General features: G+C 71.3%; 23 protein-coding genes and 1 tRNA gene. 16 read left to right on the top strand and 8 right to left on the bottom strand.

Annotated features, from left to right (window positions below):
- Nucleotides 1-4: 4 nt before the first annotated feature.
- Entirely contained in the window at nt 5-1030 is a 1026-nt protein-coding gene (locus ACGF5T_RS09035) for an SMI1/KNR4 family protein (protein WP_356608886.1), read from the bottom strand.
- Between the two features lie 284 nt (nt 1031-1314).
- On the opposite strand from ACGF5T_RS09035, the gene ACGF5T_RS09030 reads away from it, so the two are divergent.
- Both ACGF5T_RS09030 and ACGF5T_RS09025 read left to right on the top strand, forming a co-directional pair.
- Nucleotides 1315-1845 carry a YwqJ-related putative deaminase gene (locus ACGF5T_RS09030; protein ID WP_356608888.1) on the top strand — a complete coding sequence of 177 codons (531 nt, stop codon included), beginning with the start codon at nt 1315-1317 and terminating at the stop codon, nt 1843-1845.
- Between the two features lie 71 nt (nt 1846-1916).
- Nucleotides 1917-2411, top strand: coding sequence for an SUKH-3 domain-containing protein (locus ACGF5T_RS09025; RefSeq protein ID WP_053132383.1), 495 nt, complete (start codon nt 1917-1919; stop codon nt 2409-2411).
- Nucleotides 2412-2419: 8 nt separating this feature from the next.
- On the opposite strand, the gene ACGF5T_RS09020 is transcribed toward ACGF5T_RS09025, so the two are convergent.
- On the bottom strand, nt 2420-3751 hold the full coding sequence (locus tag ACGF5T_RS09020; protein ID WP_356608890.1) for a histidine kinase: 1332 nt from the start codon (nt 3749-3751) through the stop codon (nt 2420-2422).
- 129 nt (nt 3752-3880) lie between these two features.
- On the opposite strand from ACGF5T_RS09020, the gene ACGF5T_RS09015 reads away from it, so the two are divergent.
- The 7 genes from ACGF5T_RS09015 to ACGF5T_RS08985 all read left to right on the top strand — a co-directional run bounded on the left by ACGF5T_RS09015 (nt 3881) and on the right by ACGF5T_RS08985 (nt 9706).
- Nucleotides 3881-4759 carry a hypothetical protein gene (locus ACGF5T_RS09015; protein ID WP_366766784.1) on the top strand — a complete coding sequence of 293 codons (879 nt, stop codon included), beginning with the start codon at nt 3881-3883 and terminating at the stop codon, nt 4757-4759.
- 6 nt (nt 4760-4765) lie between these two features.
- A tRNA-Gln gene (locus tag ACGF5T_RS09010) sits at nt 4766-4836 on the top strand.
- 126 nt (nt 4837-4962) lie between these two features.
- A complete protein-coding gene (gene glmU, locus ACGF5T_RS09005) occupies nt 4963-6411 on the top strand; it encodes a bifunctional UDP-N-acetylglucosamine diphosphorylase/glucosamine-1-phosphate N-acetyltransferase GlmU (RefSeq protein WP_356608894.1) in 1449 nt (482 codons plus the stop codon).
- A gap of 133 nt (nt 6412-6544) precedes the next feature.
- Nucleotides 6545-7519 carry a ribose-phosphate diphosphokinase gene (locus ACGF5T_RS09000; protein WP_356608896.1) on the top strand — a complete coding sequence of 325 codons (975 nt, stop codon included), beginning with the start codon at nt 6545-6547 and terminating at the stop codon, nt 7517-7519.
- Nucleotides 7520-7729: 210 nt separating this feature from the next.
- Nucleotides 7730-8326 (top strand): 50S ribosomal protein L25/general stress protein Ctc, encoded by a 597-nt coding sequence (locus ACGF5T_RS08995; protein WP_356608898.1) that lies wholly within the window; start codon nt 7730-7732, stop codon nt 8324-8326.
- Between the two features lie 88 nt (nt 8327-8414).
- Complete coding sequence (gene pth / locus ACGF5T_RS08990; protein ID WP_356608900.1) at nt 8415-9050, top strand: aminoacyl-tRNA hydrolase; 636 nt, start codon at nt 8415-8417, stop codon at nt 9048-9050.
- A gap of 149 nt (nt 9051-9199) precedes the next feature.
- Entirely contained in the window at nt 9200-9706 is a 507-nt protein-coding gene (locus ACGF5T_RS08985; protein ID WP_366766785.1) for a hypothetical protein, read from the top strand.
- An 81-nt stretch (nt 9707-9787) separates the two neighbouring features.
- Here the strand turns inward: ACGF5T_RS08985 and ppc are convergent, their stop codons facing one another.
- On the bottom strand, nt 9788-12523 hold the full coding sequence (gene ppc / locus ACGF5T_RS08980; protein WP_361013761.1) for a phosphoenolpyruvate carboxylase: 2736 nt from the start codon (nt 12521-12523) through the stop codon (nt 9788-9790).
- A gap of 292 nt (nt 12524-12815) precedes the next feature.
- Between ppc and ACGF5T_RS08975 the strand changes: the two genes are divergently transcribed.
- The 3 genes from ACGF5T_RS08975 to ACGF5T_RS08965 are packed head-to-tail and all read left to right on the top strand — an operon-like array spanning nt 12816 to nt 15695.
- Nucleotides 12816-13826, top strand: a complete 1011-nt coding sequence (locus tag ACGF5T_RS08975; protein WP_366766786.1) for a fatty acid desaturase — start codon at nt 12816-12818, stop codon at nt 13824-13826.
- Nucleotides 13823-14497, top strand: coding sequence for a TetR/AcrR family transcriptional regulator (locus tag ACGF5T_RS08970; RefSeq protein WP_053132409.1), 675 nt, complete (start codon nt 13823-13825; stop codon nt 14495-14497). The genes ACGF5T_RS08975 and ACGF5T_RS08970 overlap by 4 nt, the downstream gene beginning before the upstream one ends.
- 22 nt (nt 14498-14519) lie before the next feature.
- Nucleotides 14520-15695 carry a CaiB/BaiF CoA-transferase family protein gene (locus tag ACGF5T_RS08965; RefSeq protein ID WP_356608908.1) on the top strand — a complete coding sequence of 392 codons (1176 nt, stop codon included), beginning with the start codon at nt 14520-14522 and terminating at the stop codon, nt 15693-15695.
- Nucleotides 15696-15744: 49 nt separating this feature from the next.
- Here the strand turns inward: ACGF5T_RS08965 and ACGF5T_RS08960 are convergent, their stop codons facing one another.
- Nucleotides 15745-16578 (bottom strand): trans-aconitate 2-methyltransferase, encoded by an 834-nt coding sequence (locus ACGF5T_RS08960; RefSeq protein WP_366766787.1) that lies wholly within the window; start codon nt 16576-16578, stop codon nt 15745-15747.
- 115 nt (nt 16579-16693) lie between these two features.
- On the opposite strand from ACGF5T_RS08960, the gene tamR reads away from it, so the two are divergent.
- Nucleotides 16694-17191, top strand: coding sequence for a MarR family transcriptional regulator TamR (gene tamR, locus ACGF5T_RS08955; protein ID WP_055417342.1), 498 nt, complete (start codon nt 16694-16696; stop codon nt 17189-17191).
- 54 nt (nt 17192-17245) lie between these two features.
- Here tamR and ACGF5T_RS08950 read toward each other — a convergent pair whose 3' ends face one another.
- Nucleotides 17246-18019, bottom strand: coding sequence for a response regulator transcription factor (locus ACGF5T_RS08950; protein WP_356608912.1), 774 nt, complete (start codon nt 18017-18019; stop codon nt 17246-17248).
- A gap of 305 nt (nt 18020-18324) precedes the next feature.
- Between ACGF5T_RS08950 and ACGF5T_RS08945 the strand changes: the two genes are divergently transcribed.
- Nucleotides 18325-18780, top strand: a complete 456-nt coding sequence (locus tag ACGF5T_RS08945) for a GNAT family N-acetyltransferase (RefSeq protein ID WP_356608914.1) — start codon at nt 18325-18327, stop codon at nt 18778-18780.
- A gap of 6 nt (nt 18781-18786) precedes the next feature.
- Here the strand turns inward: ACGF5T_RS08945 and galK are convergent, their stop codons facing one another.
- The 3 genes from galK to galT are packed head-to-tail and all read right to left on the bottom strand — an operon-like array spanning nt 18787 to nt 21999.
- Entirely contained in the window at nt 18787-19950 is a 1164-nt protein-coding gene (galK, locus tag ACGF5T_RS08940; protein ID WP_356608916.1) for a galactokinase, read from the bottom strand.
- Between the two features lie 10 nt (nt 19951-19960).
- On the bottom strand, nt 19961-20941 hold the full coding sequence (gene galE, locus ACGF5T_RS08935; protein ID WP_356608918.1) for a UDP-glucose 4-epimerase GalE: 981 nt from the start codon (nt 20939-20941) through the stop codon (nt 19961-19963).
- Entirely contained in the window at nt 20938-21999 is a 1062-nt protein-coding gene (gene galT, locus ACGF5T_RS08930; RefSeq protein ID WP_366766788.1) for a galactose-1-phosphate uridylyltransferase, read from the bottom strand. Before galT ends, galE begins: the two co-directional genes overlap by 4 nt.
- A 179-nt stretch (nt 22000-22178) precedes the next feature.
- On the opposite strand from galT, the gene ACGF5T_RS08925 reads away from it, so the two are divergent.
- Complete coding sequence (locus tag ACGF5T_RS08925) at nt 22179-23858, top strand: sodium:solute symporter family protein (protein ID WP_356608922.1); 1680 nt, start codon at nt 22179-22181, stop codon at nt 23856-23858.
- 21 nt (nt 23859-23879) lie between these two features.
- Entirely contained in the window at nt 23880-24176 is a 297-nt protein-coding gene (locus tag ACGF5T_RS08920; protein WP_356608924.1) for a hypothetical protein, read from the top strand.
- Nucleotides 24177-24583 lie beyond the last annotated feature (407 nt).

Genomic DNA, 24583 nt, shown 5'->3' with positions numbered 1-24583 from the left:
CAGCTCACTCCCCTACCGAAGACGCCGAAGACGCCGAAGACGCCGAGGGCACAGACGCCACCGGCACCGCACGCGCGAACCCGCCGTCCACCATCAGGTTCGCCACCGTCTCCAGCTCCGGCGGAGACCCCGCGAGCCGCGACAGGAACGCGTCGAAGTCCTCACCGCAGGGCCGCAGCAACCGCTCCACCCGCTCGGCGGGCGGCAACGCGGGGTCCACGTCCCGCACGTCGTCGTACGCGCAGAACCACACCGAACCGAGCCGCTCGCCCTTCACCTTCACCGCGAGCAGACCACCCTGGACGAACGCGACGCCCAGGTAGTCCTTGGTCAGATGGTCCCGCAGACACTTGTTGACATAGACCAGGTCGTTGACCGCCGCCTCCTCACGCACCGTGAAGAACGGCTGGTCCACCAGCAGCCCCAGCTCCGCGTCGAGCGCCGTGCCCACCGGGGCACAGCCGCCCGCCGCCTTCAGGAACGACCGGTACGCGCCCGGCAGCCGGTACCCGAGGTCCTCCTCGACCTCCTGCACCTGCTGCTCCGACACGGCCACTCCCGACTTCGGCAGACCGAAGTGCGCCGGACGCGTCTCCTGCAACGGCCGCGTGCCCCGCTTGCCCTGGTCCACCGCCGCCGTCGCGATCCCGCCGTGGTGCCGCAACAGCGCCTTCACCTCGACCGGGACCAGCTCCATCCGCCGCGAACCGGCCACGTGGTGCCACGTCCAGCCGTGCGGCGTCGCCACCGCGGGCACCGTGTCCCACAACTCGTGCCCCGACGCCGACAGCGCCGCGTTGGCCGACACGTAGTCCGTCAGCCGCAGCTCGTCGACGCCGAACCCCTCCGGCGGGTCCGCGATCTCCGCGACCGCGCGGGCGTACGGCGAGAAGACGGGGTAACCACCCTCGTCCACCCGTACCCCTCTCGGGTGACGGGCCGCCCGCACCGGATCCGGGAAATGCACGACCTGTCCGGCATAGGCCGCGTTCGGCGGCGCGGCTTGTTGCCCGAGCCGACCTGTCGTCATGGCGGTTGCCCCCTGCGGCGTCTGTCTGATCTGTCTGCACTGTCTGAACTGTCTCGTTCACCGCACGCGATCGCGGTGCCGACAGCCTATGCGGTACGGCAAGAGGGGTCACCGGCACCGGACCCCGCGCCCGACACGCCCACCTCCGCTTCCGTGACCAGCCGTCACCCTCCCGTGACGCACCGCCCGTACCCGGGCGTGTCGCCACGCCCCAGCTTCCGCAGCCGCCACGGGATTTGGCACTCTGTGACCTCCGGGGGGATGCTCAGGAGGGGAAGACGATCATGAGTGCGACACAGACGGGACCCGACACCGGCCGGTCCGACGGCCCACGCGGCGGCGACCCCCGCGTCGGCTGGAGCAGCACGGAAGCCCACCACGCGCCGGTCCTCCAGCACCGCCGCGACGGCATCCTCCCCACCGTCGCCGCCGCCCTGTCGGTCCGCGGCACCACCCTCACCGGCACCGCCACCCGCGCCGACGCACCGCCCGCCCTGCACCCTCTCGTACAGGACTTCCTCGACACCCTCACCAGCGGCCAACGCGACCGCTACACCGGCCGCTGCGCCGAGACCATCCTCATCTCACGACACCTGGCCACCGCCGACGCCGCCCGCAGCAAACGCGCCGCACGCAAACCCATGACCAACGGCGAGGCACGCAAGGCGCTCAAGCACTCCAAGCTCACCACCCGCCGCATCCGCGAGGACGGCGACCCCCTGCACGGCAGCTTCGCCGCACCGTGCCGCGCCTGCACCGCCCTCAGCGCCCACTTCGGCGTCCGCGTCGTCGACCCCACGACGCAGGACGGCTGACCCCCCGGCCACCCCCACCGAAGACAGAGCCGCCAGAGCCGCCAGAGCCGACCGAAACGAACCAAGGGCCGATGCAAGCCGACCGCACCTCCACCACCCGCTTCCCCGTCCCCGTCGACGCCGCGCTGCGCGACGCCGGCTGGCTGCCCGGACGCTGGGACATCAAACAGGCCGAGATCTGGGCCGACACCCTGCGCGAACACACCTCGCCCGCAGGACACCGCCACACCGTCTTCCCCGCCGCCGTCGAGGCCTGGGCCGAATTCGGCGGCCTCCACATCGCGCCCACCGGCCCCGGCCGCCAGATCGCCCCCGCCGTCCTCCACCTGGACCCCCTGCACGGCCTCCACATGGCCCGCACCCTCGGCGACCTCGGCCGCGCCCTCGACACCCGGACCTGCCCCCTCGGCATCGAGACCGACAGCCAGGCCCTCGTCGCCATCGACACCGAGGGCCGCGTCTACGCCCTCGACCACACCGGCGACTGGTACCTCGGCCCCGACATCGACCAGGCCCTCGCCACCCTCGTCGCCGGCACCCAGCCGACCCGCCTCACCACCGGCTGACCCGCGGGCTACAGCACCGCCGACGACGCCGGAATCACCGCCGACACCCGGAAACCCCCCGCGTCCGTCGGGCCGGACACGAACACCCCGCCCAACGCGGCCACCCGCTCCTTCATCCCCACCAGCCCGTTGCCACCCGACGGCAACCGCGCCGACGAGGCGGAGGACAGCTCCGGCGGCGGCTCGTTCTCCACCTGCATCGCGATCTCCGAGACCCGGTGGGCCAGCCGCACGTACGTCTTCGCGCCGGCCGCGTGCTTGTGCACATTGGTCAACGCCTCCTGCACCACCCGGAACGCCGTCGACTCCACCTCGGGCGGATACGACCGCTCCTCCCCCTCCACCGACAGGTTCACGACCATCCCGGCCGCCTCCGACTGCCCCACCAACTCGTCCAACTCGGACAGACACGGCCCGTCCGCGGGCCCCTCCCCGTCCCCCGCGGCCCGCGAGGCCGCCGCCGCGGCAGCCGCCCCCACCGCCGCCAGCGGCACCGACGCCCGCTCCCCGCGCACACCGTCCCCACCACTGCGCAGCACCCCGAGCATCTCCCGCAGCTCCGTCAGCGCCTGCCGCCCCATGTCCCCCACCAACGCGGCGTTCTTCACCGCCTTCTCCGGGTCCTTCCGCGCCACCGCCTGCAACGCGGCCGCATGCACCACCATCAGACTCACCCGGTGCGCGACCACGTCGTGCATCTCCCGCGCGATCCGCGTCCGCTCCTCGTTGCGGGCCCACTGCGCGCGCTCCTCCGCCCGCTCCGCCAACAACTGCAGCTCCCGCTCCAGACTGTCCGCCCGCTCCCGCAGGCTCTCCATCAACCGGCGCCGCGCCCCCACGTACAGGCCCAGCAGCAGCGGCGGAGCGGTCACGCCCAGCGACGTCCCGATCGACGCGAAGGGGAAGAACCAGTCCCCGAAATCCACGCCGTCCCGCGCCATGTCCTGCCGCAGCCGCACGAACGTCACGATCAGCGTGCCCAGGAACGACATCCCGGCCAGCGACCCGATGATCCGCCGCGGCAGCTCCGACGCCGCCAGCGTGTACAGGCCGACGATGCCCAGCAGGAAACCCATCTCGGCGGGCGTGATGGCGATCCCCACCAGCACGACCGCGATCGGCCACCTCCGCCGCACCACCAGCACCGAGCCGGCCAGCAACCCGAAGACGACCCCCGCCGCCAGCGGAATCCCCGCGTCCCGCGCGAACGGAACCCCCTCCGCCGCGCACTCCAGCGCGGACACGGCGCCGAGGCTCACATCGAGCACCGCACCGCGCCGCCTGTCCCACCACCAAGGCCCACCCCGGGCCGGTGCGTGTTCTTCCCCCGTCGTGGTCATGCCTCCCAGCCTACGGGCGGTGGGCGCCCCATTTCCGGTGACTTTCGACAAACGATAGGACGCGATATCCCTCGAACTGGTGAACCCCGGGCCCTTCACCTCCGGAAGCGGGGATTCCGGCCGGACGGTATGCCCATGGCACATCCACAGAACAAGTACGCGGACTTCGAGGGCTTGCGGGAGCGGGCGGTGGCGCTGCGGCGCGAGGGCCTGAGCCGCCGCCAGATCCGCGACCGGCTCCACGTCGACAACAACGACATCCTCAACCGACTCCTGGAGGGCGAGCCTCCGCCCGAGTGGACGAAGCGCCCGAACGCCAAGGACGACCTGCGGGAGCGGGCACGGGAGCTACGGCTCCAGGGGTGGACGTACGACCGGATCCAGGTGGAACTGGGGTGCAGCAAGAGCTCGATCTCGCTGTGGGTACGGGATCTGCCGAAGCCCGAACGCAGGCGGACCCGCGAGGAGGCGGCGGCGATCGCCAAAAAGGGCTGGGAAGCGACGCTCCGCACGCGAGAAGAGGAGCGGCAGCGAACCACGCGGCAGGCCATGGAAGAGGTGGGCACCTTGTCCGACCGTGAGCTCTTCGTGGCGGGCGTAGCCCTTTACTGGGCGGAAGGCTCCAAGAGCAAGCCCTACAGCCGCCGGGAGCGCGTGACCTTCGTCAACAGCGATCCGAACGTCATCTCACTCTTCCTGGACTGGCTGCAGCTGCTGCGCGTGGATCCAGCGACCCTCGGGTTCGCCGTACAGATTCACGAAACGGCCGACGTACCGCAGGCCGAAGCCTTCTGGGCGGATCACGTCGGCATCGACGCGGCCGACCTGATGAAGACCACCCTCAAGCGACACAGCCCCAAAACCAACCGGAAGAACACCGGCGAGAGCTATCGGGGCTGCCTGCGGATCGACGTACGCGGCGGAGCGGATTTGTACCGTCGCATTGAGGGCTGGTGGTACGGCATAGTAGGTGCTGCTTCCGCAGCCGATCTACGAAATCGGACATAGCGGTAATCCCGGGTCGTCTAAGGGCAAGACGTCAGATTTTGGTTCTGATCATGGGGGTTCGAGTCCTCCCCCGGGAGCAATTGCTCAGTTCGGGTCCTGACCGGCGAAAGCCGATGTCAGGGCCCGCACTCATGCCCCCCACAACCCACCCCGGTATCCTGCGGATGTCCACCCCCACCCCCCAAAAAGCCGAAGGGCATCCCGTGAGCGCCATTCGCCCGGCCGCCGTCGTCGTTCTCGCAGCGGGTGAGGGCACCCGTATGAAGTCGGCCACCCCCAAGGTCCTGCACGAGCTGTGCGGCCGGTCCCTCGTCGGGCACGTGCTCGCCGCCGCCGATGAGCTGGACCCCGAGAACCTGGTCGTCGTCGTCGGACACGCCCGTGAGAAGGTCACCGCCCACCTCGCCGAGGTCTCCCCCGAGGTGCGCACCGCCGTCCAGGAGCAGCAGAACGGCACCGGGCACGCGGTGCGGATGGGGCTGGAGGCCCTGGGCGGCACCGTGGACGGCACGGTCGTGGTCGTCTGCGGTGACACGCCCCTGCTGACCGGCGAGACGCTCCAGGCCCTCGCCGCCACCCACACCGCCGACGGGAACGCGGTGACCGTGCTGACCGCCGAGGTGCCGGACGCGACGGGGTACGGCCGGATCGTGCGGGACGGGGCCTCCGGTGCCGTCACCGCGATCGTCGAGCACAAGGACGCGTCCGAGTCGCAGCGGGCGATCCGCGAGATCAACTCCGGTGTCTTCGCCTTCGACGGCCGGCTGCTCGCCGACGCGCTCGGCAAGGTGCGTACGGACAACAGCCAGGGCGAGGAGTACCTCACCGACGTCCTCGGCATCCTGCGCGAGGCCGGGCACCGGGTCGGCGCGTCGGTCGCCGGGGACCACCGGGAGATCGCCGGGATCAACAACCGGGTGCAGCTCGCCGAGGCCCGTCGGATCCTCAACGACCGGCTGCTGACGCGGGCGATGCTGGCCGGCGTGACGGTCGTCGACCCGGCGACCACCTGGGTCGACGTGACGGTGACCTTCGAGCAGGACGTGATCGTCCACCCGGGCACGCAGCTGCACGGCTCCACCCACCTCGCCGAGGGGTCCGAGGTCGGTCCGAACTCCCGGCTCACGGACACGCGGGTCGGCGCCGGTGCCCGTGTGGACAACACCGTCTCGGTCTCGGCGGCCGTCGGCCCCGAGGCGACCGTGGGCCCGTACGCGTACCTGCGTCCCGGTACCCGTCTCGGGCTCAAGGCCAAGATCGGTACGTACGTCGAGACGAAGAACGCCTCCATCGGCGAGGGCACGAAGGTGCCGCACCTCTCCTACGTGGGCGACGCGACGATCGGCGAGTACTCGAACATCGGCGCCGCGAGCGTGTTCGTGAACTACGACGGGGAGAGCAAGCACCACACGACCGTCGGCTCACACTGCAAGACGGGCTCGGACAACATGTTTGTGGCTCCTGTCACGGTCGGGGACGGTGCCTACACCGCCGCCGGCTCGGTCATCACGAAGGACGTGCCGCCCGGTTCGCTGGCCGTGGCCCGTGGCCAGCAGCGGAATATCGAGGGTTGGGTGGCTCGGAAGCGACCGGGGAGCGCGGCGGCGAAGGCGGCCGAGGCGGTCTCCGGGGAGGCCGGCGGCGAGGGCTGACCGGAAACCGGCGCGTCGAACACGGCGTACCGTGATAGGTGCACATCCGCACCCCACCAGCTGAGACGCCCCCGCGGCCAGTCGGGAGAGCGCCCGTGACGCTCAGCTGCGAAACCTCTGAGGAGAACGTGCTGTGACCGGGATCAAGACGACCGGCGAGAAGAAGATGATGTTCTTCTCCGGCCGCGCCCACCCCGAGCTTGCCGAGGAGATCGCCCACGAGCTGGGTGTCGGGGTCGTTCCGACGAAGGCCTTCGACTTCGCCAACGGCGAGATCTACGTGCGTTACCAGGAGTCGGCGCGCGGTGCGGACTGCTTCCTGATCCAGAGCCACACGGCCCCGATCAACAAGTGGGTCATGGAGCAGCTGATCATGATCGACGCGTTGAAGCGCGCGTCGGCCCGCTCCATCACCGTCATCGTGCCGTTCTACGGTTACGCGCGGCAGGACAAGAAGCACCGCGGACGTGAACCGATCTCGGCGCGTCTGATCGCGGACCTGATGAAGACCGCGGGTGCGGACCGGATCCTCGCGGTGGACCTGCACACGGACCAGATCCAGGGCTTCTTCGACGGTCCCGTGGACCACCTGTTCGCGCTGCCGCTGCTGGCGGACTACGTGGGTGCGAAGGTGGACCGTTCGAAGCTGACGGTGGTCTCGCCGGACGCCGGCCGGGTGCGGGTGGCGGACCGCTGGTGCGACCGTCTGAGCGCGCCGCTGGCCATCGTGCACAAGCGGCGGGACAAGGACGTGGCGAACCAGGTCACGGTGCACGAGGTCGTGGGTGACGTGAAGGGGCGTATCTGCGTCCTGGTCGACGACATGATCGACACCGGTGGCACCATCTGCGCCGCGGCGGACGCGCTGTTCGCGCACGGTGCGGAGGACGTCATCGTGACGGCGACGCACGGTGTGCTGTCGGGTCCGGCGGCGGACCGGCTGAAGAACTCGAAGGTGAGCGAGTTCGTGTTCACCAACACGCTGCCGACGCCGAACGAGCTGGAGCTGGACAAGATCACGGTGCTGTCGATCGCGCCGACCATCGCGCGTGCGGTGCGCGAGGTGTTCGAGGACGGTTCGGTGACGAGCCTGTTCGACGAGCAGTAGCGGCGTGCGGCCCGCGCCGATCGCCGCGGGCCGTCGTGACTGATCGTTTTGGGTGCGGCCTCCCTCTCCGAGTAGACTGCTGAAGTTGCTCGGCGAGGGAGGCCGTACCCGTTCTGGCGGGTGTGGCGGTCCGTTATCGACGCGCTCTTCGTAGCAGGCCGTTCGTGGCCGGGTGACCACGTCCGCTTTCTACCTCTACGAGGAGTGATCATGTCCGAGGTGAAGATCGCCGCCGCCACGCGCAGCGAGTTCGGCAAGGGTGCCGCCCGTCGCATCCGTCGTGACAACAAGGTTCCCGGTGTGCTGTACGGCCACGGTTCCGACCCGATCCACCTGACGCTGCCGGGCCACGAGCTGCTGCTGGCGCTGCGTACGCCGAACGTGCTGATCGCGCTGGACATCGACGGCAAGTCCAACGAGCTGGCGATCCCGAAGTCGGTCCAGCGTGACCCGATCAAGGGTTTCCTGGAGCACGTCGACCTGCAGCTGGTGCAGCGTGGCGAGACGGTCAGCGTCGAGATCTTCGTGCAGACCGAGGGTGAGCTGGCGCCGGGCGGCAACCTGCTGGAGCACGTGCTGAACGCGCTGCCGGTCGAGGCCGAGGCCACGCACATCCCCGAGTCGGTCACAGTCTCCGTCGAGGGCCTGGAGGCCGGCGCCTCCATCCTGGCGAAGGACATCCCGCTCCCGGCCGGCACCAAGCTGGCCGTCGAGGAGGACACCGTCGTCCTGCAGGTCCTGGCCGCGCAGGCCGAGGAGCCCGCGGGCGAGGGCGAGGGCACGGGCGACGAGGCCGCCGAGGCCTGATCCTCGTCCCACGGTCAACGTCGGTCGGCCGCTGCTCCCGCGGGGGCGGCGGCCGACGCGTTTGTACGGACGGTCATGGCGGAGGGTCATGGCGGAGGGTCATGGCGGACACGAAGGAGACGGGGACGTGACGACGGACGCGAGTGCGCCCTGGCTGGTGGCCGGACTCGGCAATCCGGGGGCGGAGTACGCCGCGAACCGGCACAACGTCGGTTTCATGGTGGCGGATCTGCTGGCGGAGCGGATCGGGGCGCGGTTCAAGCGGCACGGCAAGGCGCAGGCGCAGGTGGTCGAGGGGCGGATCGGGCCGCCGGGGCCGGGCAGTCGGCGGGTGGTCCTGGCGAAGCCGATGTCGTTCATGAACGTGTCGGGCGGGCCGGTGACCGCGCTGCGGGACTTCTACAAGGTCCCGGTCGGCAACATCGTGGCGGTGCACGACGAGTTGGACATCGACTACGGCGTGCTGCGGCTGAAGCTGGGCGGCGGGGACAACGGGCACAACGGGCTGAAGTCGATCACGAAGGCGCTGGGGCCGGACTACCACCGGGTGCGGTTCGGGATCGGGCGGCCGCCCGGGCGGATGCCGGTGGCCGATTTCGTGCTGCGGGACTTCTCGTCGACGGAGCGCAAGGAGCTGGACTGGTTCGTGGACCGGGCGGCGGACGCGGTGGAGGCCCTGGTGATCGAGGGCCTGGAGCGGGCGCAGAGTTCGTACAACTCCTGACGCACCACTCCTGACGCACCGCTCCTGACGCACGACTGCTGACGCACGACTGCTGACGCACGACTGCTGATGCGCACTCCTGACGTACAACTCCCGACTTGTCCGGTGATGGTGCGCGGGCGAGTTGACCGGGCGTGCAGGTATGGCCAATGATCCCGGCCATGCCCGCCTCCGCCGCCGCCCGTCCCCGTCAGGCCTCCTCCGCCCTGCTGCGGTTCGGCCGGATCGCGGCGATGGGCGCGGTGACGGTGGTGATCCTGATCGCCGGGGTCTGGGCGTCCTGGGGTACGGCGCAGCACGTGCTGCTGACCAAGGGCCGGGAGCAGGGCACCGTCGAGGTGACGCGGTGCGGCGGGGGTGTGTGCAGTGGGCCCTACGCGCCGGTGTCGGCGGGGTCGCAGACGCGGGGGCGGGTGGTCCTGGAGGACTCGGTCGCCGTGCGCCAGGGGCGGACGTACAGCGTGGTGATGAAGCCGGGGAGTGACGACGCGGTGCGTTCGGGGCCGGCCGGGGTGCTCTACGCCTGGGTGCCGCTGGGCGGGGCGTTGCTGCTGGCGTCGGTGGTGGTGGCGGGCGGTCTGCGGCGGACGCGGGCGGCGTGGGTGATGGCCGGGGCCGGGGTCGCGCTGTTGACGGCGGCGTTTGTCGCGGTGTGAGGCGTCCGCGTACGGCGTGACGTGCCGGTGCCCCGGGCTCGGGTGAGCCCGGGGCACCGGTCTTTCGTCGGGGGCGGGGCGTCAGCCTGTGTTGCGCAGGCCCGCGGCGACGCCGTTGACGGTGAGGAGCAGCGCCCTGGCGAGCAGCGGGTCGGCTTCCTCGCCCGCGGCGGCGGCCTCGCGCTGGCGGCCGAGGAGGGCGACCTGGAGGTAGGAGATCGGGTCGAGGTAGGCGTCGCGGATGGCGAAGGTCTGCTTCAGGACCGGGTCGGCGTCCAGGAGTTCGGTCTCGCCGGTGACGCGCAGGACCTCGGCGACGGTGAGTTCGTGTTCGGCCTTGATGGCGTCGAAGACGTGCTTCAGCTCGTCCGGCACGAGGGTGTCGACGTAGTGCTGGGCGATGCGCAGGTCGGTCTTGGCGAGGGTCATCTCGACGTTGGAGATGAAGTTGCGGAAGAAGTGCCACTGCTGGTGCATCTCGTCCAGGACGGTGTCCAGGCCGGCCTCGCGCAGGGCCTTCAGGCCGGAGCCGACGCCGTACCAGCCGGGGACGATCTGCCGGGACTGGGTCCAGCCGAAGACCCAGGGGATGGCGCGCAGTCCGTCGAGCGAGACGCCCGAGCCGGGGCGGCGGGAGGGCCGCGAGCCCAGGTGCAGGTCGGCGAGCTGGTCGACCGGCGTGGAGGCCAGGAAGTACGTGGGCAGGTCGGGGTCCTCGACCAGCTTGCGGTAGGCGGCGTGGGCGGCGTCGGAGACGACGTCCATCGCGGCGTCCCAGCGGGCGAGCGCCTCGTCGGACTGGCGGGGCGCGGTGTGCAGGGCGGAGGCCTGGAGGGTGGCCGCGACGGTCAGCTCCAGGTTCTCCCTGGCCAGGGCCGGGATGAGGTACTTGTCGGAGATGACCTCGCCCTGCTCGGTCACCTTGATCTCGCCCTCCAGGGTGCCCCAGGGCTGGGCGAGGATCGCGTCGTGCGAAGGGCCGCCGCCGCGGCCGACGGTGCCGCCGCGGCCGTGGAAGAGGCGCAGCCGCACGCCGTAGCGGTGGGCGACGTCGCGCAGGCGGCGCTGGGCTCGGTGGATCTCCCACTGGGAGGTGGTGATGCCGCCGAACTTGGAGGAGTCGGAGTAGCCGAGCATGACCTCCTGGACGTCGCCGCGCAGGGCGACCAGGCGCCGGTAGGAGGGGTCGGAGAGGAGGTCCTCCAGGATGGTGTCGGCGGCCTTCAGCTCGTCGGTCGTCTCCAGGAGCGGCACGATGCCGATCTTCGCCCAGCCGGCGTGCAGGTCGAGCAGTCCGGCCTCGCGGGCGAGCACGGCGGCGGCGAAGACGTCGTCGGCGCCCTGGCACATGGAGATGATGTAGGACTCGATGACCTCGGGGCCGAAGACCTCCAGGGCGCGCCGGACGGTCTGGAAGACGCCGAGGGTCTTCTCCCCGGCGGCGTCGACGGGTGCCGGGGTGGGTGCCAGGGGGCGCCGGGAGCGCAGTTCCTTGGCGAGGAGCTTGGTGCGGTACTCGCGGGGCATGTCGGCGTAGCGCCAGGACTCCTCGCCGAGCCGGTCGAAGAGCTGGCCGAGGGCGTGGTGGTGGGCGTCGGCGTGCTCGCGGACGTCCATGGTGGCGAGCTGGAGGCCGAAGGCGGCGAGGGTGCGGATGGTGCGGGCGAGGCGGCCGTCGGCGAAGAGGCCGCCGCGGTGGGCGCGCAGGGAGGTCTGGACGATGCGCAGGTCGTCGAGGAGTTCGGCGGTGCCCAGGTAGTCGTGGCCGGCCTCGTGGGGGGTGCCCTTGGCGAGGCGCTGCTTGGTGTTCTCCAGCTTCTGCCGGATGCAGGTGGCCTTGAGCCGGTAGGGCTCCTCGGCGTTGAGGCGCTTGTAGCGGGGGCTGATCTCCGGAAGCCGTTCGAGGTCGGCCTGGAGGGAGGTGAGGAGTTCCTCGGTGGCGCCGGTGTAGCGGATGGAGTTGGAGAGGAAGCCGCGCAGCTCGTCGATCATCTCCAGGGCGTCGTTGATGCCGTGCTCGTGCTGGAGGATGAGGACGTCCCAGGTGACCTGGGGGGTGACGTTGGGGTTGCCGTCCCGGTCGCCGCCGATCCAGGTGCCGAAGGTGAGGGGGCGGGTGTCGTCGGGGAGCTTGACGCCGGCCCGCTCCAGCTCCGCGGTGAGGTCCTCCAGGACGTCGCCGACGGCGTTCGCGTGGAGTTCGTCCAGGTAGTAGATGGCGTTGCGGGCCTCGTCGGCGGGCTCGGGGCGCACGACGCGGAGTTCGTCGGTCTGCCAGACGAGGTCGATGTTCTCGGCGAGGCGGGTGTCGAGGCGGCGGCGGTCGGATGCGATGACCGGGGTGTCCAGGAGCGCGGCGATGCGGCGGAGCTTGTTGAGGACGGAGCGGCGGGCGGCCTCGGTGGGGTGCGCGGTGAAGACGGGCCGCACGTTGAGGTTGCGGACGGTGTCGCGCAGGTGCTCGGGGTCGGCGTCCTTCAGGCGGTCGGCGGTCCGCGCGAGCAGTCCGCCCTCGGCGGCGCGCCGGGCGCCCAGTTCCCGGCCGCGGTGGACCTGCTCGGTCACGTTGGCGAGGTGGAAGTACGTGGAGAAGGCGCGGACCAGCTTGGCCGCGGTCTCCAGTTCGGTGCCGCGCAGCAGCTCGGCGGCGGCCTCGCCGTCCTCTCGGGTGAGTCGGCGCACCTTTTCGACGAGTTCCAGCAGCTCGGGGCCCTCCTGCCGTACCAGGGTCTCTCCGAGGAGATCACCCAGCCGGCGGATGTCGGCGCGCAGCTCGCTGCTGGTCGTCACGGTGGTCTGGTCGTCGGCACTGCTCACAGGTGCGGCTCCTTGCAGTGTTGAAGCTCGTCTGGGAGGGGACCCGGACGGCCGTCTCGCGCGGCGGGAGCCGCTTACCGGGCCGGACGTCCGGGAAGTAATCAGAGCGGACCGCGCTGTCCGACCGACCCCCAGGATAGGTGTCGGCCGGGACGCGCAGGCTCTGGGGCTCTTGCCGCGGCACCACGCGCTGCCATACTTACGTCGCCGTAGGTTACGGAACCGTAGGAACGAGCACACGGATACCGAGACCCGGCACCTGACATCACCCTCGACCCCCCAGGGGACGCGCATGACCACGAGTTCCGATGTGATCCCGGACGCTTCGAAGAATCCCGACGGCACCGCCGCGCCGTCCGCCACGCTGGGCGGTGAGCAGAAGCGGTCCCTCGAGCAGATCACGCTGCTGCTGTTCATCACCGTCCCGTTCCTCGCGCTGGTGGCGGCGGTGCCGCTGGCCTGGGGGTGGGGCGTCAGCTGGCTGGACCTGGGCCTGCTGGTCTTCTTCTACTTCCTGGGCTGCCACGGCATCACCATCGGCTTCCACCGTCACTTCACCCACGGCTCCTTCAAGGCGAAACGGCCGCTGAAGATCGCGCTGGCGATCGCGGGCTCGATGGCCGTCGAGGGTCCGCTGGTCCGCTGGGTGGCCGACCACCGCAAGCACCACAGGTTCTCCGACCACGAGGGCGACCCGCATTCGCCGTGGCGGTACGGGGAGACGGTCCCGGCCCTGATCAAGGGCCTGTGGTGGGCGCACATCGCCTGGATGTTCGACGAGGAGCAGACCTCGCAGGAGAAGTACGCCCCGGATCTGATCAAGGACCCGGCGCTGCGCGCGATCTCCCGCCAGTTCGTCCTGTGGACGCTGGTGTCGCTGGCCCTCCCGGCGCTGATCGGCGGGCTGGTCACGATGTCGTGGTGGGGGGCGTTCACCGGGTTCTTCTGGGGGTCACTCGTGCGGGTGGCCCTGCTGCACCACGTGACGTGGTCGATCAACTCGATCTGCCACGCGGTCGGCAAGCGCCCGTTCAAGTCGCGGGACCGCTCGGGCAACGTGTGGTGGCTGGCGATCCTGTCCTGCGGTGAGTCCTGGCACAACCTGCACCACGCCGACCCGACCTCGGCGCGGCACGGTGTGATGCGCGGCCAGCTGGACTCGAGCGCGCGGCTGATCCGCTGGTTCGAGCGGCTCGGCTGGGCCTACGACGTGCGGTGGCCGTCACGCTCGCGTATCGATTCCCGGCGGAACACGGACGAAGGCGGCTCCCGCCGCCGGAAGGAGTCCGTCGAGGCGGCATGATGGTCGCTGTGGCGACCGACTCCAGCACTCCCAGCAATGACAAGCCGCGCCGCGCGCGCCGCACCCGGATGACCGGTGCCGAGCGCCGCCAGCAGCTGCTGGAGATCGGTCGCACCCTCTTCGCCGAGAAGGGTTTCGAGGGCACGTCGGTGGAAGAGATCGCGGCGAAGGCCGGGGTCTCCAAGCCGGTGGTGTACGAGCACTTCGGCGGCAAGGAGGGGCTGTACGCGGTGGTGGTGGACCGCGAGATGCGGCGGCTGCTCGACATGGTGACCAGTTCCCTGACCGCCGGTCATCCGCGTGAGCTGTGCGAGCAGGCGGCCTTCGCGCTCCTGGACTACATCGAGGAGTACACGGACGGTTTCCGCATCCTGGTCCGCGACTCCCCCATCCCGCAGTCGACGGGCACCTTCGCCTCCCTCATCTCGGACATCGCCACCCAGGTGGAGGACATCCTGGGCCGCGAGTTCAAGAACCGCGGCTTCGACGCCAAGCTGGCCCCGCTGTACGCGCAGGCGCTGGTGGGCATGGTGGCGCTGACCGGGCAGTGGTGGCTGGACGTGCGCCGCCCGAAGAAGGCGGAGGTGGCGGCGCACCTGGTGAACCTGGCGTGGCACGGGCTGGACGGTCTGGAGCCCAAGCCGCGGCTGATCGGCCACCGCAAGAGCTAGCGGCACCTCGGGGGAATCACGCATGCAGCCGCTTCGCGGAGTCACCGTCGTCGCGCTCGAACAGGCGGTGGCCGCTCCTTACGCGAGCCGTCAGCTCGCCGACCTCGGCGCGCGGGTGATCAAGGTGGAGCGTCCCGGCACGGGGGACTTCGCCCGCGCCTACGACACCCGGGCACGGGGTCTGAGCTCGCACTTCGTCTGGGTGAACCGGAACAAGGAGTCCCTCACCCTGGACATCAAGGACCCGCGCGGCGCGGCGGTGCTGCGCCGGCTGATCGCGGGCGCCGACGTCTTCCTGCAGAACCTGGCGCCGGGCGCGGCGGCCCGGGCCGGCCTGGGCGCGGCGGAGCTGCGGTCCCGGCACCCCGGGCTGATCGTGTGCGACATCTCCGGTTACGGCGCTCCCGGGCCCTACGCGGACCGCAAGGCGTACGACCTGATGGTGCAGGCGGAGTCGGGGCTGCTGTCCGTCACGGGCACGCCGGAGGAGATGGCCAAGGTGGGCGTCTCGGTGTCGGACATCGCCGCCGGGATGTACGCCTACAGCTCGATCCTGGCCGCGCTGCTGGAACGCGGGCGGACCGGGCGGGGCACGCATCTGGACGTGTCGATGCTGGAGGCCACCGTGGAGTGGATGGGCTTCCCGTTGTACTACGCGCTCGACGGGGCCGAACCGCCGCCTCGGGCGGGTGCCGCGCACGCCACGATCCACCCCTACGGCCCGTTCACGGCGGGCGACGGCAAGGTCGTCATGATGGCGATCCAGAACGAGCGCGAGTGGCGCGGCTTCTGCGAGCGCTTCCTTCAGCGGCCGGAGCTGGCCGACCACCCCGACTACGCGACCAACGCCGCCCGCAACGCGCATCGCGAGACGCTGGGCGGGATCGTCGCCGCCCGCTTCGCGGAGCTGACGAGCGCCGAGGCGATCGACCTGCTGGGCGCGGTGCCCGTGGCCAACGCCCGGGTGAACACGCTCGACGAGGTGTGGGCCCATCCGCAGCTGGCCGCGCGCGGGCGCCTGCACGAGGTGCCGACCCCGGTGGGACCCGTACCGGCCCTGGCGCCTCCCGGCCCGACGGGCGGGGCGCCCCGCATGGAGGCGGTGCCCGCGCCGGGCGCGCACACGCGGGCCGTCCTCGGCGAGCTGGGCCTGTCCGCCGAGGACATCGAGGCGCTGGTGGCGGACGGGGTGGTGTGACCCGTCCGGTCCGCCACCCGGGGTGGCGGGGTCGCCCCCGCGGGGGTGGTCACCGACTTCCCTCCGTGCGGGCCACGGCGAAGACGCGGCGGAACGGGAACGGGGTGCCGTGCGCCCCGGCCGGGTAGGCGGCGCGCAGCGCGGTCCGGTACTCCTCGACGAAGGCGTCGCGGGCCTCGGGGTCGTCGTCGAGGGCGGTGAGCACGGGCCGCAGTCCCGTCCCCTTCACCCAGTCGAGGACCGCGTCCTCGCCGGGCAGCAGGTGGACGTACGTCGTCTCCCACACGTCGGCGGTGCAGCCGGCCGTGGTGAGGCGGTCGAGGTAGGCCTCGGGGGTGAGGACGGCCCCGTCGTGGCGCAGGGTGCCGGCGAGGCGGTCCCGCCAGCGCGGGGAGTGGGCGATCTCGCGCATCAGGCGGTGGCTGGGGGCGTCGAAGTTGCCGGGCACCTGGAAGGCGAGGACGCCGCCGGGGGCGAGGCCGGCGATCCAGTCGGGGAAGCGGTCGGCGTGGCCGGGGACCCACTGGAGGGTGGCGTTGCTGACGAGGAGGTCGTACGGCTCGGCGGGCGTCCAGGTGCGGACGTCGGCGGGGGCGAAGTCGAGGCGTCCGCCCCCGGGGGTGGGCCCGGCGTGCTCCCCGGCGCGTTCGAGCATCCGCGCCGAGTTGTCGTAGCCGGTGATGCGGGCGGTGGGCCAGCGGTCGGCGAGCAGGACGGTGACGTTGCCGGGGCCGCAGCCGAGGTCGGCGATGCGGGGCGGCCTCGCGAAGGCGCCCTGGGCGAGGTCGGGCACGCGCGCGAGGAGGTCGGTGAAGGGGCGGGCGCGGTGTCCGGCGTGGCGCAGGTACTGGGCGGGGTCCCAGGTGGGGGTGGTGGCGGGCATGGAGCCTCCAGGGTCGCGTCCGGGGCGGGTACCCAGCGTCACCGACAACTATCTTGACGTCAAGAGAGTTGAGGTCAAGAGACTTCACATCGACACAACCACTACACTGATCGTCATGGAGGACGAGGTCGATCGGCTGGTCGCAGCGTGGCGCCGGGAGCGCCCGGACCTCGACGTGGAACCGCTCGAGGTACTGAGCCGGGTCAGCCGGCTCGCCCGGCACCTGGACCGCGCACGGCGACTGGCCTTCTCCGAACACGAACTCGAGCCGTGGGAGTTCGACGTCCTGACCGCGCTGCGCCGCGCGGGCACCCCGTACCAGCTCTCGCCGGGCCAGCTCCTCACGCAGACCCTGGTCACCTCGGGCACGATGACCAACCGTATCGACCGCCTGGCCAAGAAGGGCCTGGTGGAGCGCCTGCCCGACCCCAGTGACCGGCGCGGTGTGCTGGTCCGGCTCACGGACGAGGGCCGGGACCGCGCCGACCGCTCCCTGGCGGGTCTGCTGGACCAGGAGCGCGCGATCCTCGCCGAGCTGTCCCGCGCCCAGCGCAGCGAACTGGCGGCACTGCTGCGCCAGCTGACCGCCCCCTTCGACAACATCCCCGGCTGAGGACCGTAGGGGCCAAGGCCTCGCGGGTCCCGACCGGTGCGCACCGGCCCCCGCTCAGGCGCTGGTGCTCTCCCGCGACCCGATCCGCTCGGCCGGCCCCAGGTCCACCGGTCCCACCCCGGCCCGGCGGGCCAGTGCCACGGCCGCGAGGGTGGAGTGGACGCCCAGCTTGCCCAGCACGTTCTGCATGTGGGTGCGGACGGTGTGGGGGGACAGGTACAGCCGCTCGGCGACGGCCTTGCGCCCGAGCCCGGCCACCATGCAGCGCAGCACCTCGCGTTCGCGCGGGGTCAGCGACTCCACCAGCCGCTCGCTCTCGGTGCGGTGCTTGCGGGCGGCGGTCAACTCCCGCAGGACGCCGGTGAGCAGGGCGGGCGGCAGATGCGTCTCGTCGCGCAGGACGCCCCGGATGACGCTGAGCAGCCGCGACAGGGAGCAGTCCTTGGCCACCCACCCGCAGGCGCCGGCACCCAGTGCGAGGGCCGCCCGCCGGGGGTCGTCCTTCTCGGCGAGGACGACGGTCCGCACCCCGGGCTGGGCCGTCCGCACCCCGGCGACCAGGGAGATCCCGTCCACCAGGCCGTCCTCGTTGCCCTCCCGCACCGGCACGGCGGGCCGGGCGCCGGGCACCCGGCCGCCGAGGTCGGCGTCGACGAGCAGCACGTCGAACCGGCGCCCCTCGGACGCGGCCCGCTCCAGGCAGCGCAGCGCGGCCGGACCGCTGCCGGCCGCGGAGACGTCGACGTCGGGCTCGGCGGCCAGGGCGGCGGCCAGCGACTCGGCGAAGATGCGATGGTCGTCGACGACCAGGACTCGGATACGAACCACGAAACCCCCTCCCCCGAGCTCCTCCAGGAGCAGGGGATACCCATCGTCTGTCCGTCGTCGGAAGACGCCACCGGCACGGGTACGACGCCCGGAGTCCCGTGCCCGACGGTGCGGTCGGTGCTCCGGGACAGGACGCCGCGGCCGCACGGCCGCCGCCGTGCCACCACCACTGCCCCCGTCCCGGGCGTCGTACCCGGCTGTCTCGCCCCCTGAACGGCACCGGCCCCCACCGGTGCTGTCCATCAGAGTACGGGCGGGCGCCGGGAGCGGAAGGCTATTTGCAGAACTGACAGTCCGGCACGTTTATGGTGAGCCGCATGTTTCGTCTTGTGACAGAAGTGGACAAGGCACGGCGCGATCTGCTGCGCACCCGCCTGCGGGAGACGAACACGGCGGCCTCCCCGGTGCTGCGTTCGTTGCGCGGAACCGCTCACGAACGCGAATTCCCCCTGCACGTCTGGGTCCTGGACGAGGCCGGCGCCCTGGCCGGTGGCCTCGTCGGCCACACCTGGGCGACCTGGCTGCACGTGACCTACCTGTGGGTGGACGACCGCCACCGCGGCGCGGGGCTGGGCTCCGCCCTGCTGACGGAGGCGGAGCGCGTGGCCCGCCGGGAACGGGGCTGCTCGGCGTCCCGGGTGGAGACCTGGGACTTCCAGGCACCGGACTTCTACCGCAGGCAGGGGTACGAGGTGGTCTGCGTGATCCCCGACTATCCGCCGGGGATCACGGAGTACACGCTGGTGAAGCGGCTCGGGTAGCCGGGCTCAGACGAGGCGCCGCGCCCCCGCCGAGGGCACCGCCTCGAAGACCCGCGGGGCGGTGAGGCCCGCCGCCGCGAACGCCTCCTCCACCGCCTTGGTCACGGCGTCGACGTCGGCCGCCTCCACGAGGACGATGGCCGAGCCGCCGAAGCCGCCGCCGGTCATGCGGGCGCCGAGGGCGCCGGCCGCGAGGGCCGTGTCGACGACCAGGTCCAGTTCCCGGCAGGAGATGCGGAAGTCGTCGCGCAGCGAGGCGTGGCCCTCGACCAGGACCGGGCCGATGGCGCGGGTGTCGCCGGACTCCAGCAGCGCCACCACCCGCTCGACCCGCTCGTCCTCGGTGACGACGTGGCGCACCAGGCGGCGCACCTCCTCGTCGTCGGCCAGCCGCTCCAGCGCCGCGTCCAGTTCCTCGTACGCCACGTCCCGCAGCGCGTCCACGCCGAGCAGCGCGGCGCCCTTCTCGCAGCCGGCGCGGCGCTTGCCGTACTCGCCCTCGCTGTGGGAGTGCTTGACGCGGGTGTCGACGACGAGCAGGCGCATGCCCTCGGCCGCGAGGTCGAAGGGGATCTGGCGCTGGGAGAGGTCGCGGGTGTCGAGGAACAGGGCGTGCCCGGTCTCGCAGCAGGCGGACGCGGTCTGGTCCATGATGCCGACCGGGGCGCCGACGTAGACGTTCTCCGCCCGCTGGCACAGCCTGGCCAGCTGCCAGCCGCGCAGGCCGAGGGAGTACAGGTCGTTCAACGCCAGGGCCACGACGACCTCCAGGGCCGCCGAGGACGAGAGCCCGGCGCCCGAGGGGACCGTCGAGGCGAGGTGGACGTCGGCGCCGGTCAGCTCGTGGCCGGCCTCGCGCAGCGCCCAGACGACGCCCGAGGGGTAGGCGGTCCAGGACTTGTCCGAGCCGGGGTCCAGGTCGGCGACCCGCAGCTCGACGGGTGCGGCGGCGATGTCCGCCGAGTGCAGGCGCAGGATGCCGTCGTCGCGCCGGGAGACGGCGGCGACCGCGGTGTGCGGCAGCGCGAACGGCATGACGAAGCCGTCGTTGTAGTCCGTGTGTTCGCCGATGAGGTTGACCCGGCCCGGCGCCGCCCACACCCCTTCCGGGTCCGCCCCGTACAGCTCCCGGAACCGCTCGCCGACGGTCTCCGCGACAGCCTCGCCCATGCCCTGACCCCTAGCCCTTCGTCGAGTCCCGGTCCGCGCGCCGCTGCGCGAACTCCCACGCGTCCGCCACGATCCCCGCGAGGTCCGCGCGGGACGGGTTCCAGCCCAGTTTCTCGCGGGCGGTGTCCGCCGACGCCACCAGGACCGCCGGGTCGCCGCCGCGGCGCTCCGCGACGACCTCCGGGATCGGGTGGCCCGTCACCCGGCGGACGGTCTCGACGACCTCGCGGACGGAGAAGCCGTTGCCGTTGCCCAGGTTGCAGATGAGGTGCTCGCCGGGGGCGGCCGCGCCCAGGGCCAGCAGGTGGGCCTCGGCCAGGTCGGCGACGTGGATGTAGTCGCGCATGCAGGTGCCGTCGGGGGTCGGGTAGTCGTCACCGAAGACGGAGATGGCCTCGCGCCGGCCCTGCGCCACCTGGAGGACCAGCGGGATCAGGTGGGACTCGGGGTCGTGGCGCTCGCCGTACGCCCCGTAGGCGCCCGCGACGTTGAAGTACCGCAGCGAGACCGCGCCCAGCCCGTGGGCCTTCGCCTCACCCGTGATCATGTGGTCCACGGCGAGCTTCGAGGCGCCGTAGGGGCTGGTGGGCCTGGTGGGCGCGGACTCGACGATCGGGGACTCCTCCGGCTCGCCGTAGGTCGCGGCCGTGGAGGAGAAGACGAGCCGGCGCACGCCCGCCGTGCGCATCGCCTCCAGCAGCGCCATGGTGCCGCCGACGTTGTTCTCCCAGTACTTCTCGGGCTTCACGACCGACTCGCCGACCTGCGAGAAGGCGGCGAAGTGCAGCACCCCGTCGAAGGTGGCGTCCAGCCACTTGGCGGCGTCGCGGATGTCCCCCTCGACGAACACGGCGCCCGCCGGGACGCCCTCCCGGAAGCCCGTCGAGAGGTTGTCGAGCACGACGACCTCGTGACCGGCTTCCAGCAGATGCTGGGCGACGACGCTGCCGACATACCCCGCACCGCCCGTCACCAGGTACTTCCCACTCATGAACTCGCTACCTCTCGCAGTCGCTCGGCCGCGAGCTCCGGGGGCACGTCGTTGATGAACACGTCCATGCCCGACTCGGAGCCCGCGAGGAACTTCAGCTTGCCGGACGTACGGCGGATGGTGAAAAGCTCCAGGTGCAGCGCGAAGTCGTCCCGCACCACGCCCTCGAAGTCCTCCAGGTGCCCGAACGGCGCCTGGTGCCAGGCGGCGATGTACGGCGTCGGAGGCTCACCCTCACCGAAGATCCGGTCGAAGCGCCTCAACAGTTCCAGATAGACCTGGGGGAACTCTGTGCGAGCCGCCTCGTCGAGCCCGAGCAGGTCGGGCACCCGGCGCTTGGGATAGAGGTGCACCTCGTACGGCCAGTGCGCGGCGTGCGGCACGAAGGCGGCCCAGTGCTCGCCCTCCAGGACGACCCGCTCACCGGCCAGCTCCTCCTCCAGGACCGCGTCGAACAGGTTCTCCCCGCCCGTGGCGTCCTTGTGGGCGGCGAGCGAACGGAGCATCTGGGCGGTGCGGGGGGTGGTGAAGGGGTAGGCGTAGATCTGCCCGTGCGGGTGCCCCAGCGTCACGCCGATCTCGGCGCCCCGGTTCTCGAAACAGAACACCTGTTCCACGGAGGGCAGATGCGACAGCTCCGACGTCCGGTCGGTCCAGGCGTCGAGCACGAGCCGGGCCTGCTCCTCGCTCAGGGCGGCGAAGGACGCGTCGTGGTCGGAGGTGAAGCAGACGACCTCGCAGCGGCCGGAGTCGCCGGCCAGCGAGGGGAAGCGGTTCTCGAAGACCACCACGTCGTACGACGTGTCCGGGATCTCGCTCAGCCGCTCGCCCCGCGTGGGGCACAGCGGGCACTGGTCGGCGGGCGGGTGGTAGGTGCGGCCCTGGCGGTGCGAGGCGATGGCGACCGAATCGCCGCGCAGCGGGTCGCGACGGACCTCGGAGGTGGTGACGGTGGGCTCCAGCGGACGGCGGTCCACGGCGTCGCGGACCGCGTCGTCGTGCAGGTCGTAGTAGACGAGCTCGCGACCGTCGGCCAGCCGGGTCGAGGTCTTCTTCACTGCCGCACTCCTCTACACCCGCACCCACTCACTCAACACAATCAAACATAACACATCACAACTCACCAGACCCGCCGCTCATCACAATCAAACAAAGAACGTCACCGGAAGTGTTCAATTACTGAACGCGGAGGCGTAGGTTCCGCTCCGGACCAGTTCGCGCAACGAAGCGAGTTCGTATGCATACCCCCACATATCTAGCCGCGGAGCTTCGACTCCCCACCAACTGGCTCGACTACACGATCCTCGGGATCTACTTCGTCGTCGTGCTCGGCATCGGCTTCGCCGCCCGCCGCTCCGTCAAGACCAGCCTCGACTTCTTCCTGTCCGGCCGCTCACTGCCCGCCTGGGTCACCGGCCTCGCCTTCGTCGCGGCCAACCTGGGCGCCACCGAGATCCTCGGCATGGCCGCCAACAGCGCCCAGTACGGCGTCTACACGACCCACTGGTACTGGATCGGCGCCATCCCGGCGATGGTCTTCCTGGGCCTGGTGATGATGCCGTTCTACTACGGCTCGAAGGTCCGCTCGGTTCCGGAGTTCCTCCTCCTGCGCTTCGACCGGGCCGCGCACCTCCTCAGTTCGATCCTGTTCGCCGTCGCCGCCATCCTCATCGCGGGCGTCAACCTCTACGCCCTCGCGATCGTCGTCGAGGCCCTCCTCGGCTGGCCCCAGTGGGTGGCCATCGTGGTCGCCGGCTTCTTCGTCCTCGCGTACATCACGCTCGGCGGCCTCTCCTCGGCGATCTACAACGAGGTCCTCCAGTTCTTCGTGATCCTGGCCGGCCTGATCCCGATCACGATCCTGGGCCTGAAGAAGGTCGGCGGCTGGGACGGCCTGTCCGACTCCCTCACCCAGTCCCGCGGCGGCGACTTCATGACCGCGTGGGGCGGCACGGGCATCGGCAGCGACAACCCGCTCGGCGCCAACTGGCTGACCATCGTCCTCGGTCTCGGCTTCGTGCTGTCCTTCGGCTACTGGACGACCAACTTCGCCGAGGTGCAGCGCGCCCTGTCGGCGAAGAACCTCTCGGCCGCCCAGCGCACGCCGCTCATCGCCGCCTTCCCGAAGATCTTCATCGTCTTCGTCGTCATGATCCCGGGCCTGGTCGCCGCGGTCCTCGTCCCGAAGATCGGCACCCCCGGCTCGGACCTCCAGTACAACGACGCCATCCCGTACCTGATGCAGCAGCTGCTGCCCAACGGCGTCCTCGGCATCGCGGTCACCGGCCTCCTGGCCGCCTTCATGGCCGGCATGGCGGCGAACGTCTCGTCCTTCAACACGGTCTTCACCACCGACATCTGGGCGCGCTACGTCAAGAAGGACCGCGAGGACGACTACTACGTGCGCTTCGGCCGCCTGATCACGGTGATCGGCGTCCTCGCCTCCATCGGCACGGCGTTCCTGGCCTCGTCCTTCTCCAACATCATGAGCTACCTCCAGACGCTCTTCTCCTTCTTCAACGTGCCGATGTTCGTGGTCTTCATCATCGGCATGTTCTGGAAGCGGGCGTCCATGAAGTCCGGCTTCTGGGGCCTGATCGCCGGCACCACCGCGGCGATGGTGAACTACTTCGTCATCTACAAGCAGGGCATCATCGACATCCCCTCCGACCAGGGCGCCAACTTCGTCTCGGCGATCGCCGGCTTCGTGGCCGGCGCGGTCGTCATGGTCGCGGTCTCCCTGTTCACCGCCCCGAAGCCCACCGCCGAGCTCCAGGGCCTGGTCTACGGCACCACGTCCCCCGGCATGACCGAGGCACCCGCCGAGGGCGACGACGCGTGGTACCGCAAGCCGGCGCTGCTGGGCTGGGGGGCGGTCGTCCTGGCCGCCGCCTGCTACATCCCGTTCTCGTTCTGACCGCGGGAGGATTGAGAGAGCATGTCCGATTCCTACTCCGACAAGAACGTCCAGGACGAGGTCTCCGAGCTGGAGACCAAGTCCGTTACCGCCGCACGGCTGTTCGACATCCGGCGCATCATCGGCGGCCTGTTCGTGGTCTACGGCGTCATCGTGACGATCGCGGGCTTCGTGGCGTCCGACGACGACATCGACAAGGCCGAGGGAGTGAACATCAACCTGTGGACCGGCCTCGGCATGCTGCTCCTCGGCCTGTTCTTCCTGGCCTGGCTGAAGCTGCGCCCGACGGCTCCCCCGCCGCCCTCTGCCGAGGAGTGACGGGGTTTTTGCATGCCCCGTAGCGCCGGGCCGCGCCCCGGCGGACCCGGCCCGGCGCTACGGGGTGCCGCTGCGCCCACCCGTGCCGCCCCAGCGGCACGACTGCCCGCAGCTGCGGCAAAGAGGGCGCAGCTCCGCGGACGGAGAGCCGCGTACGGCGAGGAGGGGCCGGGTCGGGGGGTGTCCGCCCGCAGCGGTTGGCGCGTCAACACCCCGCACCCTTGCAAGCGACCGATTCCGCGCCGTTCCGAGGACGGACACCCCCCGGCACGGCCCCCCCCCCCCCCCCCCCCCCCCCCCCCCCCCCCCCCCCCCCCCCCCCCCCCCCCCCCCCCCCCCCCCCCCCCCCCCCCCAACCCCCCCCCCCCCCCCCCCCCCCCCCCCCCCCCCCCCCCCCCCCCCCCACG

Origin of the sequence: Streptomyces sp. NPDC047853 (assembly GCF_043204535.1) — a bacterium.
In the GTDB taxonomy this organism is placed as follows: Bacteria; Actinomycetota; Actinomycetes; order Streptomycetales; family Streptomycetaceae; genus Streptomyces.
This window is presented reverse-complemented; position numbering and strand designations above follow the sequence as displayed.